The sequence below is a fragment of the Humibacter ginsenosidimutans genome, from assembly GCF_007859675.1.
Lineage (GTDB): Bacteria > Actinomycetota > Actinomycetes > Actinomycetales > Microbacteriaceae > Humibacter > Humibacter ginsenosidimutans.
Map to the genome: position 1 here is coordinate 1,679,501 of NZ_CP042305.1, position 15,434 is coordinate 1,694,934.

14 protein-coding genes are annotated in these 15,434 nt (G+C 67.2%); 12 read left to right on the top strand and 2 right to left on the bottom strand.

What is annotated here, in order from left to right:
• Nucleotides 1–13 precede the first annotated feature (13 nt).
• Nucleotides 14–1,627 carry a M23 family metallopeptidase gene (locus tag FPZ11_RS07885; RefSeq protein WP_146319824.1) on the top strand — a complete coding sequence of 538 codons (1,614 nt, stop codon included), beginning with the start codon at nucleotides 14–16 and terminating at the stop codon, nucleotides 1,625–1,627.
• A 6-nt stretch (nucleotides 1,628–1,633) separates the two neighbouring features.
• On the top strand, nucleotides 1,634–1,900 hold the full coding sequence (locus tag FPZ11_RS07890; RefSeq protein ID WP_146319826.1) for a DUF6112 family protein: 267 nt from the start codon (nucleotides 1,634–1,636) through the stop codon (nucleotides 1,898–1,900).
• 36 nt (nucleotides 1,901–1,936) lie between these two features.
• Here FPZ11_RS07890 and FPZ11_RS07895 read toward each other — a convergent pair whose 3' ends face one another.
• Complete coding sequence (locus tag FPZ11_RS07895; RefSeq protein WP_146319828.1) at nucleotides 1,937–3,184, bottom strand: DUF2806 domain-containing protein; 1,248 nt, start codon at nucleotides 3,182–3,184, stop codon at nucleotides 1,937–1,939.
• 315 nt (nucleotides 3,185–3,499) lie between these two features.
• Between FPZ11_RS07895 and FPZ11_RS07900 the strand changes: the two genes are divergently transcribed.
• From FPZ11_RS07900 to FPZ11_RS07910, 3 genes are read left to right on the top strand one after another with little or no spacing between them, the layout of a single operon-like run.
• Nucleotides 3,500–3,799 carry a DUF6112 family protein gene (locus FPZ11_RS07900; protein ID WP_285132586.1) on the top strand — a complete coding sequence of 100 codons (300 nt, stop codon included), beginning with the start codon at nucleotides 3,500–3,502 and terminating at the stop codon, nucleotides 3,797–3,799.
• Nucleotides 3,800–3,835: 36 nt separating this feature from the next.
• Nucleotides 3,836–5,212 (top strand): conjugal transfer protein TrbL, encoded by a 1,377-nt coding sequence (locus FPZ11_RS07905; protein WP_146319830.1) that lies wholly within the window; start codon nucleotides 3,836–3,838, stop codon nucleotides 5,210–5,212.
• A gap of 3 nt (nucleotides 5,213–5,215) precedes the next feature.
• A complete protein-coding gene (locus FPZ11_RS07910; protein ID WP_146319832.1) occupies nucleotides 5,216–6,685 on the top strand; it encodes a PrgI family protein in 1,470 nt (489 codons plus the stop codon).
• Between the two features lie 896 nt (nucleotides 6,686–7,581).
• On the opposite strand, the gene FPZ11_RS07915 is transcribed toward FPZ11_RS07910, so the two are convergent.
• The gene (locus FPZ11_RS07915) at nucleotides 7,582–9,363 is read right to left on the bottom strand and encodes a hypothetical protein (RefSeq protein WP_210415983.1); all 1,782 of its coding nucleotides are present in this window, start codon (nucleotides 9,361–9,363) and stop codon (nucleotides 7,582–7,584) included.
• Nucleotides 9,364–9,505: 142 nt separating this feature from the next.
• On the opposite strand from FPZ11_RS07915, the gene FPZ11_RS07920 reads away from it, so the two are divergent.
• The 7 genes from FPZ11_RS07920 to FPZ11_RS07950 all read left to right on the top strand — a co-directional run bounded on the left by FPZ11_RS07920 (nucleotide 9,506) and on the right by FPZ11_RS07950 (nucleotide 15,368).
• Nucleotides 9,506–10,237 carry a hypothetical protein gene (locus FPZ11_RS07920; RefSeq protein ID WP_246846594.1) on the top strand — a complete coding sequence of 244 codons (732 nt, stop codon included), beginning with the start codon at nucleotides 9,506–9,508 and terminating at the stop codon, nucleotides 10,235–10,237.
• A complete protein-coding gene (locus FPZ11_RS07925) occupies nucleotides 10,234–11,718 on the top strand; it encodes a putative type IV secretion/conjugal transfer ATPase (RefSeq protein WP_129392818.1) in 1,485 nt (494 codons plus the stop codon). The genes FPZ11_RS07920 and FPZ11_RS07925 overlap by 4 nt, the downstream gene beginning before the upstream one ends.
• Nucleotides 11,715–12,263, top strand: a complete 549-nt coding sequence (locus FPZ11_RS07930) for a hypothetical protein (protein ID WP_094180420.1) — start codon at nucleotides 11,715–11,717, stop codon at nucleotides 12,261–12,263. Before FPZ11_RS07925 ends, FPZ11_RS07930 begins: the two co-directional genes overlap by 4 nt.
• On the top strand, nucleotides 12,260–14,038 hold the full coding sequence (locus FPZ11_RS07935; RefSeq protein WP_094180421.1) for a type IV secretory system conjugative DNA transfer family protein: 1,779 nt from the start codon (nucleotides 12,260–12,262) through the stop codon (nucleotides 14,036–14,038). Before FPZ11_RS07930 ends, FPZ11_RS07935 begins: the two co-directional genes overlap by 4 nt.
• 80 nt (nucleotides 14,039–14,118) lie before the next feature.
• Complete coding sequence (locus FPZ11_RS07940; RefSeq protein ID WP_034224863.1) at nucleotides 14,119–14,559, top strand: single-stranded DNA-binding protein; 441 nt, start codon at nucleotides 14,119–14,121, stop codon at nucleotides 14,557–14,559.
• A 37-nt stretch (nucleotides 14,560–14,596) separates the two neighbouring features.
• The gene (locus FPZ11_RS07945) at nucleotides 14,597–15,136 is read left to right on the top strand and encodes a hypothetical protein (protein WP_081794104.1); all 540 of its coding nucleotides are present in this window, start codon (nucleotides 14,597–14,599) and stop codon (nucleotides 15,134–15,136) included.
• A gap of 4 nt (nucleotides 15,137–15,140) precedes the next feature.
• Nucleotides 15,141–15,368: a hypothetical protein gene (locus FPZ11_RS07950; protein WP_034224858.1), complete on the top strand. Its 228-nt coding sequence runs from the start codon at nucleotides 15,141–15,143 to the stop codon at nucleotides 15,366–15,368.
• Nucleotides 15,369–15,434 lie beyond the last annotated feature (66 nt).

Genomic DNA, 15,434 nt, shown 5'->3' on the forward strand with positions numbered 1-15,434 from the left:
AGGGGGTGTAGTCGTGTTCCGCAAAGCCGCCATCGCGTCCCTGGCGCTGCTGTTCTTCGCCCCCGCCGCAGCACTCCTCGGGATCGGGGTGCTGATGAACCCCGCCGCTGCGTACTGCGCCACCCCTGCCGGGACCGTGAACCTCGGCCCGATCCCGGACTCGCTCACCGTGACCACCGCGAACGACGAGACCTTCACGCTGAATCGTCAGCAGCTCACGCACGCGGCAACGATCATCACGGTCGGCAACGGCATCACCGACGTGGGCAGGCCTGGAATCAAGATCGCGCTGATGGCCGCGCTCACCGAGTCCACGCTGCGGATGCTCACCAACACCGGCACCTACCCCGACTCGGCGAACTACCCGAACGACGGCAACGGCGGCGACCACGACTCCCTCGGCCTGTTCCAGATGCGCCCCCAATCCGGGTGGGGCACCGTCGCCGAGTTGATGGACCCGAACTATCAGGCGCAGGCGTTCTTCGGCGGGCCGACCGGCCCGAACTACCCCTCGCCGCGCGGGCTGCTCGACATCCCCGGCTGGCAACAGATGGACCCTGGCGAAGCCGCCCAAGCCGTCGAGGTCTCCGCCTTCCCCGACCGATACCGCAACTACGCGCCCGTCGCCGACAGCATCCTCGCCGCCCTCACCAGCGGCGGCAGCACTCCGGTTCGCGGCATGGGTGGGCCGGCGGTCTCGTCATTGCGGGTGGTGTTCCCGCTACCCGAGGGCACCTGGGTGCTGACCTCGCCGTTCGGGATGCGCGTGCACCCGATCACGGGCGAACGGAAGATGCACACCGGCACCGACTTCGCCGCGCCCGACGGCACACCGATCCTCGCCGCCGCGGACGGCACCGTGACCGTCGCGGAGTTCTCCGGCGGGTACGGCGGCCTCATCGTCATCGAGCACACCATCGACGGCCACACCGTCGCGACCGCCTACGCGCACATGTGGCAAAGCGGCATCCACGTCCGCCGCGGAGACCGCGTGAGCGCCGGGCAGCACATCGGCGACGTCGGCTCCTCAGGCATGAGCACCGGCGCACATCTGCACTTCGAGGTCCGGCCCGGCGGCACGAACGGCGAGGCCATCGACGCCGCCGCCTGGCTCAACGAGCACGGGGCCGCGAACCTGCCGACAGCGACCAGCGGATCACCCACCGCCTGCAACACCACCACTGCGGGCACGCCGACCGGCGTCGATGGATACCCCGACCGGCTCGTCGACGATCCCACCAGCTCGGGCAAGATCACCGCCCGCATGCTCCACCTCTACCAGCAGACCCTCGCCGCGTTCCCCGACACCGGCTGGGGCTGCTACTCACCGCGCCCCGGCACCAAGTCCGAGCATCCACTCGGCAGGGCGTGCGACATCACCTTCGGCAACCGCATCGGCCAGCGACCCACCCCGGCACAACTCGACGCCGGCTGGAAGGTCACAAACTGGATGAAGGAGAACGCCGACGTGCTCGGCGTCGAGTACCTGATCTGGCAAGGCCAAATCTGGTCCGTCGCCCCCGACGCCGAGGGCTGGCGTCCCTACAATGGAGGCGGGATGCACGACCCCGCCTCCATCACCGGAGGCCACTACGACCACCTCCACGTCACAGTCAAGGTGGGGTGATCGGCGATGGGTGTCTTTCCCGACTTCGACGGGGTCGGTGGCATCGGTGACCTCCGTGCCGTGGTTGGCGCGCTCTTGACGTTCGTCCTCATCGTCGCCGTCCTCATGCTGATCGTCTCGGCGATCGTGTGGGCCATCGCGACCGCCCACGGCAACTACGCGACCGCCAGCAAAGGCCGAATCGGAGTCCTCGTCTCCGTCGGTGCCGCCATCCTCGCCGGAGGCGGTGTCGCCTGGATGAACTGGCTGCTCACCCTCGGCGCGCAACTGTAGGGAGACCTCGTCGGACGCCAGACTGGCGTGAGCTATCTAGAACTCGTGATAGTAGAAGGCCAGATCGTTCCTGGTTCCCGACTTCCTCCCGAGAAACCCAGGGTTCTCGGCGATTCCGCTCTTATGGTGCGGCACAGGCGTCAGCTGCAGCTCGCTGATGAGGAGCTCCTCAATCGCATCGCGATGCTGTGTCCCCGTGTCGTCGCCAGAAGGCGCTTCGACGAGCGGCTCCGTGGAGGATATTCGCGGGTCCAGCAAGGCCTCCGCAAGCCCCGTTAGCTGAACAATCTGCGTCGTGGCTCCGCCGCTTGAGTACCGTCGCACGAACTCGATGACATCTCGCGCGTCACACCCATAGATAGGCCCCAGACCCACGCGAATCCCCAGCGGTCGCTCACCATCGAACCTTTCCATAGCCCAATGCTCAGGGTCGAGATAGCCGTCGCGGAACTGGTCTTGCGTGACCGGGCGCAAGAATCCTTCCTCGATCAGCCAGTCCATTCGTGACCTGGACATGGAGCTTGGAGTGTCATGGCCGTGGTCCAGCCCGCGAACAAGGTCGTCCGACGGCTTCGGCCCAGACCACTCGACCATCTCAAGCATGAGCGGGAAGACGAAGCGGCCAATCTTGTAGAGCGGCTGTCCGTGGCTGGACTCCTTCGGATCGGGAGTCTGGCGGTACAGCGTGACCGCGCTCCTTAGTACCTTCCGGAGCAGGTAGGTGCCTCGGCGGTCCATGAGGGCGAGCTTGGTGACTGCGCGTTTGGACACCCGTCCAGGATGATTTGCTTCCTGAGCAAGCAACTTTGCCCAGAGTTCCTGCACCATCTCGTCCGAGACCCCGCCGATGTATTCGAACGCGAAACCCAGCCAATCGTCCTCAATGTCTTCGGGGGACGCGGCAGGGGCGATCATCGGCATTGCGAGGTTGATCGTGGAGTCGATGTTCTGAAAGCGGCGCCCGTAGTCGGCAATGAGCATCTGTACGGCAGCGAGCGAGTTCGGGGAGACGTCTTGGAGTGCCTCAGCAGCGGAACGGACCGCGGCGACCCTTATTTCGAGCGCCTTAGCATCCCGCTTCGCGGTGTGGACTGGAAGCACCGTCTCCTTGAGTTGATAGAACCGGTCCGCGCGATCAAGCAGGCCCTCGGGGCCCTTGCGGGCTTCACGAGCAACACCTTCTACCGCCTTGCCGAGGCCCAACGAGTCGTCGCTCAACTCGACCTTTACAACCGAGCCCTCTGGCCCGCCGAAGATGGAAGGTTCGATGCTTCCACTGACCACGGGGGCTCCTTCGGCTCGGGATTTGGCGGGTCCGTGGACCAGCCGGATGCCCCAAGTCTAGCGATCGAGAGGTCTCGGCTCCGGCGAGGGTAGACAAGGGCCACGACGACCACCGTGCCGCCTTTTGGCATAGCTGACGCTTCGGATCAGCGGCCCCGCGAGCGCTTGGGCACGTCCCGATTCCGACCGACACCGCGCGCGACCACCGGTGCTGTTGAGGGAAGTGCACCTGTGGCGTGTACCCCGTCTGCGAGTTCGTGGGCGGGCCGCCCGTCGCCAAGGAGACCTACCGTGTTCGATCTGCTCGCCACCGTCATGTCCGCGCCGCCGCTGCTGGTGCCGATGGACATCAACATCGACCCCAACACCAACGGCCTGCCGGGGATCAACCAGCTGCGCACCATCGTCGGCGCTGTGATGACTATCGGCCTGATCCTGTCCGTGCTCGCGCTGATCGTGTCCGCGATCGTGTGGGGCTTCGGCGCGAACTCCTCCAACCCGCACCTCGCCTCGCGCGGGAAGATCGGCGTCCTCGTCTCCTGCGGCGCGGCGGTGATCTGTGGCGCGAGCGTGACGCTCATCAACTTCTTCTGGAACGTCGGCCAGTCCGTCTGACCCGGCCCGTCGTCGTCAAGAGTGCTGGTGTTCGTGATGGGCGTGTGCGACGTTCCCGTGATCTCCTCGGTCTGCGATGCCGTCGGCGAAGGAGCCGCGTCGCTGGTGGCGGCCCCGTTCGACTGGCTCGCCCAGGCGATGGGTGCCGCCGCCGGGTGGCTGTTCGAGGCGGTCTGGTCGGTCTTCGACACCACGACACTGGTAGACGTCACCAAGCCCGGCTACATCGCCGTCTACAACCTGCTGTTCGGCATCGCGGTCTTCGTGATGCTGATCTTCTTCTGCCTCCAACTCATCACCGGCCTGATCCGACGCGACCCCACCGCACTCACCCGAGCCGCCCTCGGCCTGGCGAAGTCCGTCCTCGGGTCGTTCGTGGTTATCACGCTGACCGCACTGCTGCTGGAAGTCGTCGATCAGCTGTGCATCGGGATCGTGCAGGCCGCGGGAGAAACCACTGAGTCGATGGGCGACAAGATCGCCCTCCTCGCCGCAGGGCTCGTCGGCATCAACATCGCCGCTCCCGGCGTCGGTGCCATCATCACGATCTTCATGGCCGGCCTCGCGATCACCGCCGCCGCGATCGTGTGGCTGTCCCTCCTCGTCAGAAAAGCACTCCTGCTGGTCGCGGTCGTGTTCGCGCCGCTCGCCTTCTCTGGTGCGTCGTGGGACGCATCGCTGGGGTGGATCGGGAAGTGGGCGATGTTCGTCGTCGCTCTGATCTGCTCCAAGCTCGTGCTCGTCGTGATGTTCCTCGTCGCGATCACCCAGGTCTCCGCACCGATCGACGCCGACCTCGCCTCGGTCAGCGACCCCATCGCGGGAATCGTGCTGATGGCGATGGCCGCGTTCGCCCCGTACCTGACGTACAAGTTCATCGCGTTCGTCGGGTTCGACATGTACCACGCGATCGGCTCCGAACAGGACGCCAAGAGCGCCCTCAACCGCCCGATCCCCGTCCCGACCAAGCCGCAAGGCGGCGGCGACCCGAAGAAGGTACTCGACGGAACCAGCAGCAGCGGGAACGCGAGCGGAGGCTCTGGCGGTGGAGGAAGCAGCGCACCGCCACCGCCCAAGACCCCGGCACCAGCACCCGCCGCGAGCGGCGGAGGTGCAGCCGGTGGTGGTGCCGCAGCAAGCGGAGGCAGTGCAGCCGTAGCCGGCCCCGTCGCCGCAGGGGTGGTGGTCGGGGCGAGTGTCGCCAAGGGTGCCGCGATCGCAGGGCCGAAGGCCGGAACCGCGCTGGGAGCCCAAGGCGAGCACGCCGCCGACGCAGCCGCGCAGACACCGCCACTGCCCGCAGCCTCACCTGCGGCACCGCCGTCGAGCCCGGCACCACGACCGCCGAGCAGCGACCCGTCACCGCCGCCGAAGCAGCCCCCGCCGCCCGCGCCACGCCCACCGAAGGAGTAGACGATGAGCAGCCCGAACCACGACCGGCCCACCGCGGGCGAAGTCGTGCCGGTGAAGTTCTCCCGCCTCACCCGCCGCGGTGTCCTCCTCGGCCTGTCACTGACCCAGCTCATCACGCTCGCCATCGGCGGAGCCACGCTCATCGGCGCGTTCTACGCCGGCGGCGGAATGCTGCTCGCCTACACCGCCCCCATCTGGGTACTCGCCGCCGCGCTGACCTGGATACCCATCGCAGGCCGGCCCATCGTGGAATGGCTGCCCATCGCCTGCTGGTGGCTGTGGCGCACCACCGGCGGACAACTGCTGTACCGGCGCAGGATCGTCGTCCCGCGTCCCGTCGGAACCCTCGCCCTGCCCGGCGATATGGCGCGACTGCGCGAGTACACCGACCCCGACACCGGAGCCGGGATGATCCACGACCCCCACGCCGCCACCCTGACGGTGGTGTGCGAGGTCACCCATCCCGCGTTCGTGCTCCTCGATCCCGGCGAACAGGAACGCCGCGTCAGCTCCTGGGGCCGCGTCCTGGCCACCGTCTGCCGCTCCGGGCGGATCGCCACTCTTCAGGTCTTGGAGCGGACTCTGCCGGACTCTGGCACCGGACTCGCCGAATGGTGGGCCACCCACGGCACCCCGGACGGATCGTGGGCGGCCGACACCTACGCCGAACTCATCGACCGCGCCGGACCCGCCGGCGAACGCCACGCCACCACGCTCTCGCTATCACTCGACATGAAGACCAGCGCTCGGCAGATCAGGACCGCCGGAGGCGGGATACGCGGTGCCGCCGCCGTGCTGCGGCAAGAGATGAACACGCTCGTCGCCGCGCTCCGCTCCGCCGACCTCTCGCCGTCGGGCTGGCTGACACCGGGGCAGATCGCGGTGATGCTGCGCTCCGCCTACGACCCCGCCATCGCTGCCACGCTGGAACGGCACGGGAGGCTCGGCCAGTCCCTCGCGACCGCAGGGCCGATTGCGGTCACCGAGACCTGGGGACGGCTGCGCACCGATTCAGCTCATCACGCGGTGCTCTGGGTCAGCGAATGGCCCCGGTCGCTGGTATATCCGGGGTTCCTGTCGCCTGTGCTGCTGTCCACCGGAATCCAGCGGTCGTTCTCGCTGATCTGCACCCCAATGCGATCCGACGCGGCTGCTCGCGATATCCGCAAGAAGAAGGTTGAGCACATCTCCGACCAGGCCCAGCGCGCGAAGATCGGCCAGATCGAGGACGCCTCCCAGACCGCCGAGTACCACGACGTGCTCCAGCAAGAAGCTGACCTCACCGCCGGCCACGGCATCCTCCGCTACACCGGCCTCATCGCCGTCTCCGCACCCACCATCGACGAACTCGACGCCGCCGTCGCCGCCATCGAGCAAGCCGCGATCCAAGCCTCCTGCGAAACCCGCCTCCTCGTCGGCCAGCAAGCCGCCGCGTTCACCGCCGCCGCGCTGCCGCTATGTCGGCGTGTCTAGCCAAAGTCGCGAACGCGAGTTGACCCGCCGCGCAGTTCTCCACCTTCGCACGGCACTCACGCACGAGCCTCAGCGAACCGAAGCATCGAGACGGGAACAGGCGCGTTCGGGGTCTTCGGCAGGTCAACCACAGGGAGAACGATCTGAACGTTGGCTTCGTCATCGACACCGAGATTCAACCAGTCCGTGCAGTCGAGATGAGGCAAGGATGCTGCGAGCTGGCGATCAGCCAGCAGCAGGCTGAACGGGGGGGAAATGGATAACAGCAGATATCGTCGGGGCGGTCTCCGTCTTCCATCCGGAGCCGTCTTCATCGCCGAACGACATCTTGAGAGCCAAAGCTTCGTGCGCACCTTCCACGGTGGCTGCTGCTCCGTCAGGCGCAACAGCCACCAAGAAACGGAGGTCATCTGTAGGCGAAGATGATGTGCCATGCCGAACTGCCCGGACGAGGTCAGGATGCGAGTCGAGCAACTTGGGTGCCAGCGCGGTCATCCCCGCGAGCGCGGAGCGTATGAATCTACCGGGGCGCACGCCACTCAAGGTGCCCACTATCTGCGTTCGCTCTCCCTTCAATGGTGAATTGACCAGGACGTTCACGAATGAATATGCCCATCGAATGTACTCGTCGTCCCAAGGTGACGTGGCCACTCGGCAGGGCTCACAGTGTGCGTATAGGTTGGCGCCGCCAAGGCGCGGCCTCCCATAGACGAGCTGGCTATCAGCAGTCGTACCGCCCCACGAGAAGGACCGGTTGTTGAACGCGGCCTTCGGCGGTACGTGCGCCTTGGTGAGCTTTGCCCTGGCCCCGCACAACGTGCATCGACCGACCTTTGATCGTTGACCTGTCGGCCTGAAACCTTCTTGTTCGTTCAAGCTCGTCATCGGCAAAATCTCTAGGAGTCCGCTGCTGGGAGCTGTTCAAGCGTTGCCGGAGCCGGGACTGCGTGGGGGCTCGCCTCGGAGAGGACAGCAGCCAGGCTGTCTATGTCCTCGGGGGCCGCGACACCGGGGAACATCCAGTGCAGATCGCGCTCGTCTGTGGCGACGTCGATGGTGGGCCGGACACCCACTCCGCGGGGCGATCGACCGCGCACGTTGCGCACTTCGTCCAGGGAGTAGATCGGGCCCAGTTCGCCTCGTCGTAGAAGACTCCCTGGATTGGCCGTGACGATCCGTCGGTCAGTGACAGCCACGAAAGTGCTCGACGCGAACTTCTCAACGATCGCACTTCCTCTTCCTGGCGCAAGCGCATCCCATGTCGCATCAACCCGTTTAGCGAGAATCGCTGGCACGACTCCGGCGAAGTTGTGGGTCCCCACTTCGTACGGGAACGCCACGCTGCGAAGCGTCTCGCCATCCTCAAGGAACCACCGAAGGATATGCAGATACGGATCGAGTTCAAGCCCTTCGGGTGCGCATACCGCCGCTGGTACTGCTGGCATCTCGACTGCTGGCTGGAGCATGTTGGCCAAAGGGTCGATCGCTTCGAGGAGCTGCCTGCAAGTGAGTTGAGAAGCCTTGGCGTCTTTTCGCTTCTTCGTGAGAGGCACGGTGGCGCGGCCGGGGAGTTCGGCGATGATCCGCAACTCGCGGACGAGCGACTCGGTCAGCGATCGGATTTCGGAGAGCGACTCGTCGATCTCGACGGGAGTGTTCCGGGCGATCCGGTCGAAGAGCTGCGCTTCGCTCTCGTCGTTGGTGCTTCGTGTTCTGGCGAGGGCGGCCCGGACAGCCTGGTACTCCGCGTGGGTCTTGAGTGAGCTGAGAAGCGCGTAGGTATCGAAGACGATTGCTTCGGCGTTGGATTCGAGGTACTGGCGGCGAGCGCGACTGTCCAACTTCCCGAGTTCCTGGACATGGCCTGCCACGTTCTTGCGGTATAGCTTCAATTGCTTGCGGATGTTGGGACCGCTGGGAGCGATGGGCTCCCAGACAGAGTCTGTGATGGCGTCGAGTTCGCGGGTCTCCTTGACTGCCTCATCGACGGACTCCGCCAGCCCTTCAAGCTCTGCCCATTGCTCGTTTCGGATGGCCTTGAGCGTCTGCGTCGTGAGCTGGATGTTGGAGCGGACGAGGCCGGAAATCTCGCCGAGCTGCATTTGGAGCGCGATCATGGCGACGGCCGGGCCGATAGCTGCGATCGCCGTGGCGGCCGTCATGGAGGCTGGGATGAATCGCGCCTGGGCGACCAGTTCACCGTTCTTGAAGATCGCCCCGAGCTTGGCGCCGTCCTTTGCTGCCATCTCCCCGCCGCTCTTCAACAGAGATAGCGTCGCATCGTTGACGCGGAAGAGGCCTTGCGCGCTCGATACAGCCTCTGCGACGTTCCCGACGATCGTGCCTGCGTTGCCGAAGGAGCCGAGAGCGGTGGAGAGCTGAGCGCGGTCGAAGGACGGCACCATGTCAAGGCTGATGAGTTCAAGACCGTCGGGGACTTCGCCGAATACGACTGCGACGCCTGGCGTCACCTCGACGAGGGTCGTGGACGCTGCGAGCTCAAGCGCGTCGGACCTGACCTGACCATCCTCTGCGGTCTGCCTGCCAACGGCGTCGTCATTACCGGACTCGTCGCGCGGGTCGTCCATGTGGCTCTCCTTCTCGCCGGTGACTGCCTCGTGCCTCCCTCCGACGCCTCCATCAAGTATGTCAGCCGCCTTCGACAGCGCCTGGGTCATCGCAGCACACCTCCTGGTCACACGACTTGCGAGGAGGCCGACCATGCCCACGTTCTTCGATTCGACTGCCGATGCCGCTGAGGCGTCCGAAGCCTTGCGCGGACTCACTCACGCGAGCCGGGGGTTCGATCAGCCAGCCGAGATGTATGGGGTTATCGGTGACCTGTCCTCGGGGATGCGGTCGCTGCGGCAGGCGCTCGACCAGATCGCTGATGTTCACGAGCGCAAGGCCGCGCACGCCTTCAACGACGCCGGCAGCCACGAGGCAGGAGTGCGGGACGCGCTCGCCACTGCGGAGGAGTTGCGTCAGGCCGCGAGTCTCGTCGACCGGGCGTATGACCGGCTCGCGGAGGGGTTCATCGCTGCGGGGCGGATCGCTTGGCATCCCGAGCCCGCCGTCGAGGAGGCCGCGCCGTCGCGGTGGGTCAGCGTGGTGTTCCTCCAGGGCGAAGAGGCCGACCGGCCATTGCGCATCCTCGGCGAGCTGGGCCATGTCGATGCGGTGGACTTCCTCGCGCAGTGGGACTACGGCGACGAGACCACGCAGGCCGCGCTGGAGAACGGATACGTCTACGACGAGCCCGGCGAGGGAACAAACGACCGGGTGGCGCTCTCGGGCGACTACGCGCTGGTCGTCAACCCGCACGTCGGCTACGTCTCGTTGCTGCGCCGCTACACCGAACCGGAGGCAGAGACCCAGGCCGCCGAACAGATCGAGCCCGAGCCGGTGCAGGGTGGGCCGGAACTGCTGGTGTCGTACTCGTCGCCGGGCGCCCCAGAGCGGGCCGACCTGCCCGCGCCGAAGCGAGACGGATCGTGGTTCGAGCCGGCCAAGATCACGGCGGTCAAGCAGGCGCGGGGGCTGGTGCGGTGACCGAGGATCGCGCGCGGCTGCACACTGCCGTTCTGGTGGCACCGTCGAAGGAGCGGCGCAAGCTCCGCAAGCAGCGCCGCAAGGCCGAGGCGAGGCTCCACGCCGAGCAGCACAGGACCGCGATCGCCGCCGCGAAGGCGAAGGCTGAGCAGGAGCGCGCCGAGCGCCGCGCGACGATCTACCTGCCGAAGGCGGGCGAGTCCGGTGCTGCGCGGCTGCGCACCCCAGGTCGGTTTCATCTGACGCGGCATCAGGACACGTCGGCGACACTGGCGGGCGCGTACCCGTTCGTCGCCGAGGGCGGTCTCGGCGCCGACGGCGTGTTCGTCGGCCAAGACCTCTACTCGGGCGGGAGCTTCGTCTACGACCCGTGGGTGCTCTACGCACGCGGCATCATCACCGCACCCAACGTGGTGCTGGCCGGGATCGTCGGCTCCGGCAAGTCATCGCTGGCCAAGTCCCTCTACACGCGGTCGCTACCGTTCGGGCGGCGCGTGTACGTTCCCGGCGATCCAAAGGGCGAACACACCGCCGTCGCCAACGCCGTCGGCGGACGCGCCATCGTCCTCGGCCACGGACTCAACACTCGCCTGAATCCACTCGACGAAGGCCACCGGCCCAGCGGACTCTCGGATGAGCAGTGGGCCTCGACCGTCGCTGCGCGACGCCGTGACCTGATCGGCGCCCTCGCGGAGACCGTGCTCGCGCGCGGCTTGTCGCCGTTGGAGCACACCGCGATCGACATCGCCCTGACTCAGACGGTGCGGGAGAACGACGTGCCGATCCTGCCGATGGTCGTTGATCGCATCCTCGCCCCGAGTGCGGATGCCGACGGCAGGTTGGCCGAGGACGGCAGGCTTGTCGGCCATGCGCTGCGCCGCCTCGTGGCCGGTGACCTGGCCGGGCTGTTCGATGGGCCTTCGACGGTCGCGTTCGATCCGTCGTTGCCGATGATCTCGCTCGATCTCTCGCGGGTCACCGAGAACTCGACGCTCATTTCGGTGTTGATGACGTGCTCGTCGGCGTGGATGGAGTCTGCGCTGCTCGACCCGAACGGTGGGCAGCGGTGGGTGATCTACGACGAGGCCTGGCGGCTCATGTCCCACCCGGCTCTGTTGCGGCGGATGGATGCGCACTGGCGACTCGCCAGGCACTACGGGATCGCGAACATGCTGATCTTCCACAAGCTCACCGACCTCGACAACGTGGGCGACCAGGGCTCCGCCATGCGCTCGCTGGCCAACTCACTGCTTGCGAACGCCGAGACGCGGATCGTGTACCGGCAGGAGTCCGACCAACTCGGACCGACCGCTACCGCTCTCGGCCTGACCGGCACCGAGCAGCAGCTCTTGCCAAACCTCGGCGTCGGACAAGGCCTATGGCGGATCAAGGCCAGAAGCTTCGTCTGCCAACACCAACTCCACCCCGACGAACTCGCACTATTCGACACCAGCAGCCGTGCAGCCGGAGGCCACCGATGAACCTCAATGGCCCACGCCGATCCACCACGACCGACGACGAGAACACGGCTCCCGTCGAGCTGCCGCATGTCCTCGTGACCGTCGCCGAAGACGGCACCCTCGCCGCGATGGTCGATGGGACACCGTTCGCGTCGCCGGACGGGAGCGCTTGGACGCGGGCGACGTTCGGGCCGCTCATGGATGCCATCACCAAGGACCGCACCATCGCGGTCCGGGTCGAAGTGCGCGAGAACGATGGCAGCGTCTTCACCGACATCCTCCGCACCCGCAAGCCCCGACGCGCAGCGGCACCGACCGAGAACCCGGTGCCGGAGACTCGTCGGAGCCGTCACGCCCGACGGATGCCGCGCTTGGCCGAGGTCACCGCGGGCGGGTTCGTCCCCGGCGAGGATGTCGCCGTCGCGACGATCGTCTCCCACACCGACGCCACCGGAACCGGCGAAACCCGGACGCTCATTGACCTCGACGACCTGCCGGACGGCACACACGAGGTGATCCTGTTCGGGCGCATCTCGGGCACGCTCGCGGTGCGGCGGCTGACATGAACCAGCGGCAAGCCGCGGGCATGGGCGACGAACTCACCAACGCCGCCCTCATTGGCCTGATCGGCATGTTCGGGATCGCTCTCGCCCTCCGCGCCGCTGGTAGCGTCGCCGCGTTCCTCACCGGCACACCGCAACCAGACGCCGGCGCAGCGGCGGGGCTCGCCGTACTGTTCAACCCCGGCGATCCAGCGACCGCGCTCGGTGCCGACGGACTCAACCCGGTCGTCTACTGGCTTGTCAGCACGGCACTGCTCGGCGGACTCGCTGCCGGGATCGTCTGGGTGTGGATCGTGCTGCGCCGCCACACGCGGAAGACAGAGACCGACCCGCACCGACTGGCGGGGATCGCGACCAGCCACGAGGTCAAGACCGCCGCATCCGCGAAAGCACTGCTTCACCGCGCGGCCACGCTGCGGCCCTCCTTGGAGTCGCCAGCACCGCAGGATGTCGGCTACCTGCTCGGTGCCAGTCGTGGAACGAAGGTCTGGGCATCGGTCGAAGACTCGATCCTGCTGATCGGCCCGCCCCGCTCAGGCAAGGGCCTGCATGTCGTCATCAACGCGATCCTCGACGCACCCGGAGCGGTCGTCACCACCAGCACCAGGCCCGATAACCTCACCGCGACCCTCCGCGACCGACGCCGCAAGGGCGGGCCGGTCGCCGTGTTCGACCCGCAACACCTCGCCGAGGGCATCCCCGCCGGGCTGCGCTGGTCGCCCATTCGCGGGTGCGACGATCCGCTGACCGCGATGATCCGCGCCAACGGCCTCGCCGCCGCCACAGGCCTCAGTGCTGGCGGGGTCGAGTCCGGCGGGTTCTGGGAGGGCAAGACCCGCACAGCACTCCAGAGCCTGCTGCACGCTGCCGCGCTCGACGGCCGCCAGCCGGCCGAGCTGTTCAGGTGGACTCTTGATCCCAGCGCGGCGTCGGAGGCCGTCGCGATCCTCAACTCGCACCCGAACGCCGCGATGGGCTGGGACGACTCGCTAGCCGCGATGATCGACGCCGACCCCAAGACCCGCGACAGCATCTGGCAAGGCGTCTCCCTCGCGCTCGCAGCCCTCGCCGACCCGCGCGTGCTCGATGCTGTCACGCCAGGACCGCACGAACACTTCGACCCCGAGACCTTCCTCACCGAGCAAGGCACCCTCTACCTGCTCGCCACCGGTGCCGGAGCGGGAGCCTCCGCGTCGCTGGTCGCGGCGTTCGTCGAAGACCTCATCGAAACCGCCCGCCGACTCGCGGCACGCTCACCGGGAGCCCGGCTCGACCCGCCGCTGTTGCTCGCGCTCGACGAGATCGGAAACCTCGCGCCGCTGCCGTCACTGCCGACGCTCATGGCCGAAGGTGGCGGCACCGGGATCACGACCATGCCGGTCTTGCAGTCCCTCGCCCAGGCTCGCGACAGGTGGAGTGAGCATCAGGCCGGCGCGATCTGGGACGCCAGCATCGTCAAGATCATCCTCGGCGGCGCATCCAACAGCCGTGACCTCCAAGACCTCTCCACGCTCATCGGAGAGCGCGACGAGTACACCGACAGCGTGACCCTCGGCGACCACGGCACCCGCTCGAATCAGCGCTCGATCCGCCGCGTCCCGATCCTGCCGCCAGACCGCATCCGAACACTGCCGTTCGGCACCGGCATCACGATGCTGCGCTCTGCGCCGCCCATCGTCACCGACCTGCGCGCCTGGCCGACCCGGCCCGACGCAGCGCAGCTCCGCACTGACCGCGACGAACTCGAAGCGCTTCTGCGCCACCGTCCCGCCTCCTGACGACGCTTGGAAGCTCCAGTGCACCTGCCTGACAGAGCGACCCACACGCAGTTGGTCGCCCGAGTCAGGAGGAGGCCATCATGGCCATTCACACCCAGGAATCGCTGTCAGGCTTCATCGCTTCGGAGCCGTTGCTCACCGAGACGGCAAAGGGAGACGCCAGGTTCTTCGCCCGTATCGGCAAGGAGCACTTCCGCCGCGAGGACGACGGCTCGTTCACGCAGACCGAGACGACCTACCACCACTTGGTGATGTTCGGGCGTTCCGCTGAGCACGCGCACGCGAGCTTCGCCCAGGGCGACAACTTCGTCGCCGAGGGCTACACGCGGCCGGTCAACTACGAGCGCAACGGTCAGGCAATCGAGGGCGAAGAGTTCGTCGCCAAGAAGATCGGCCACGACGCCGCGCGAACCCGCTACGAGGTCGACCGGACGCCGCGCAATGGAGTGGGCCGGGACGCAGCAACGTACGAGCCGACGCAGCGAGCAGCGACCGCGGCGCACGCCCCGGTCAGCATGTGAGTTCGGGAGTCGAAGCACCATGAACGATCAGCATGAGATGGATGAGCCGGACGTCTTCGACGGACCGCCCCGTGTCACGAACGCGGACATGCCCGAACCGCCGCACCCCGTGAACTGGAACCTGCTGACGGCGCACGAGCTGGAGCAGGAATGGCTCGCGCTGAACCGGTGGGTTGACTGGCTGCGGCGCACCTATGGCCTCCCGGTCGCGGTGGTGCCGCCGTTCTGGCACCACCACCCGGAGATGGTCTGGGAGCTGTCGGCGCTGCACCTGCATTGGCTCGCGGCCTACGACCCCGAGCAGAACGCATCCGCGCCGCTCGGTTGGCACCGCGACTTCGCCGACGCTCGAGAGCGGCTTCGCTACTGGGTCACGGCCTGCGGTACTCGTGGGGACCGCGACCGCCCGACCCGGCAAGCTGCGTGGCCCGGTGAGGACCCGGCACCCACGATCCAGGACTTCACCTTCACCGACCGGGACGCCGAGTTCGTCGAGTTCGTCATCGCCCAAGTCCGCAAGCGCCAGGAGGCCGAAGACGAGTTCTACGCCGGCCTGGACGACGACGAAGCGCAGTAGACCGATGAGCCGCTACGCCAAGAAGACCGACCGTCGCCCCTACGAGGAGCGGTCGTTCTCCGTCCGGGCCGTCCACCGCGAACGCGCCGACCTGCACAAGCTCGCCGAGGTTCTCATCCGGCTGACATTGCAGGAGACCGGCGAGAGCCGCGCGGCCCGCGCGGCCGAGCGGGTGCCCGACACCTACCGGGCGGCGCCGGATGGCCTGGCCGCATCTGAAGCCGCCCGGTAGAATGAACTGTGCAAGCCTCGCGATGCGGGGTGTTGTGGCCTAAACCTCGCCGCTCGGCGGGCAACA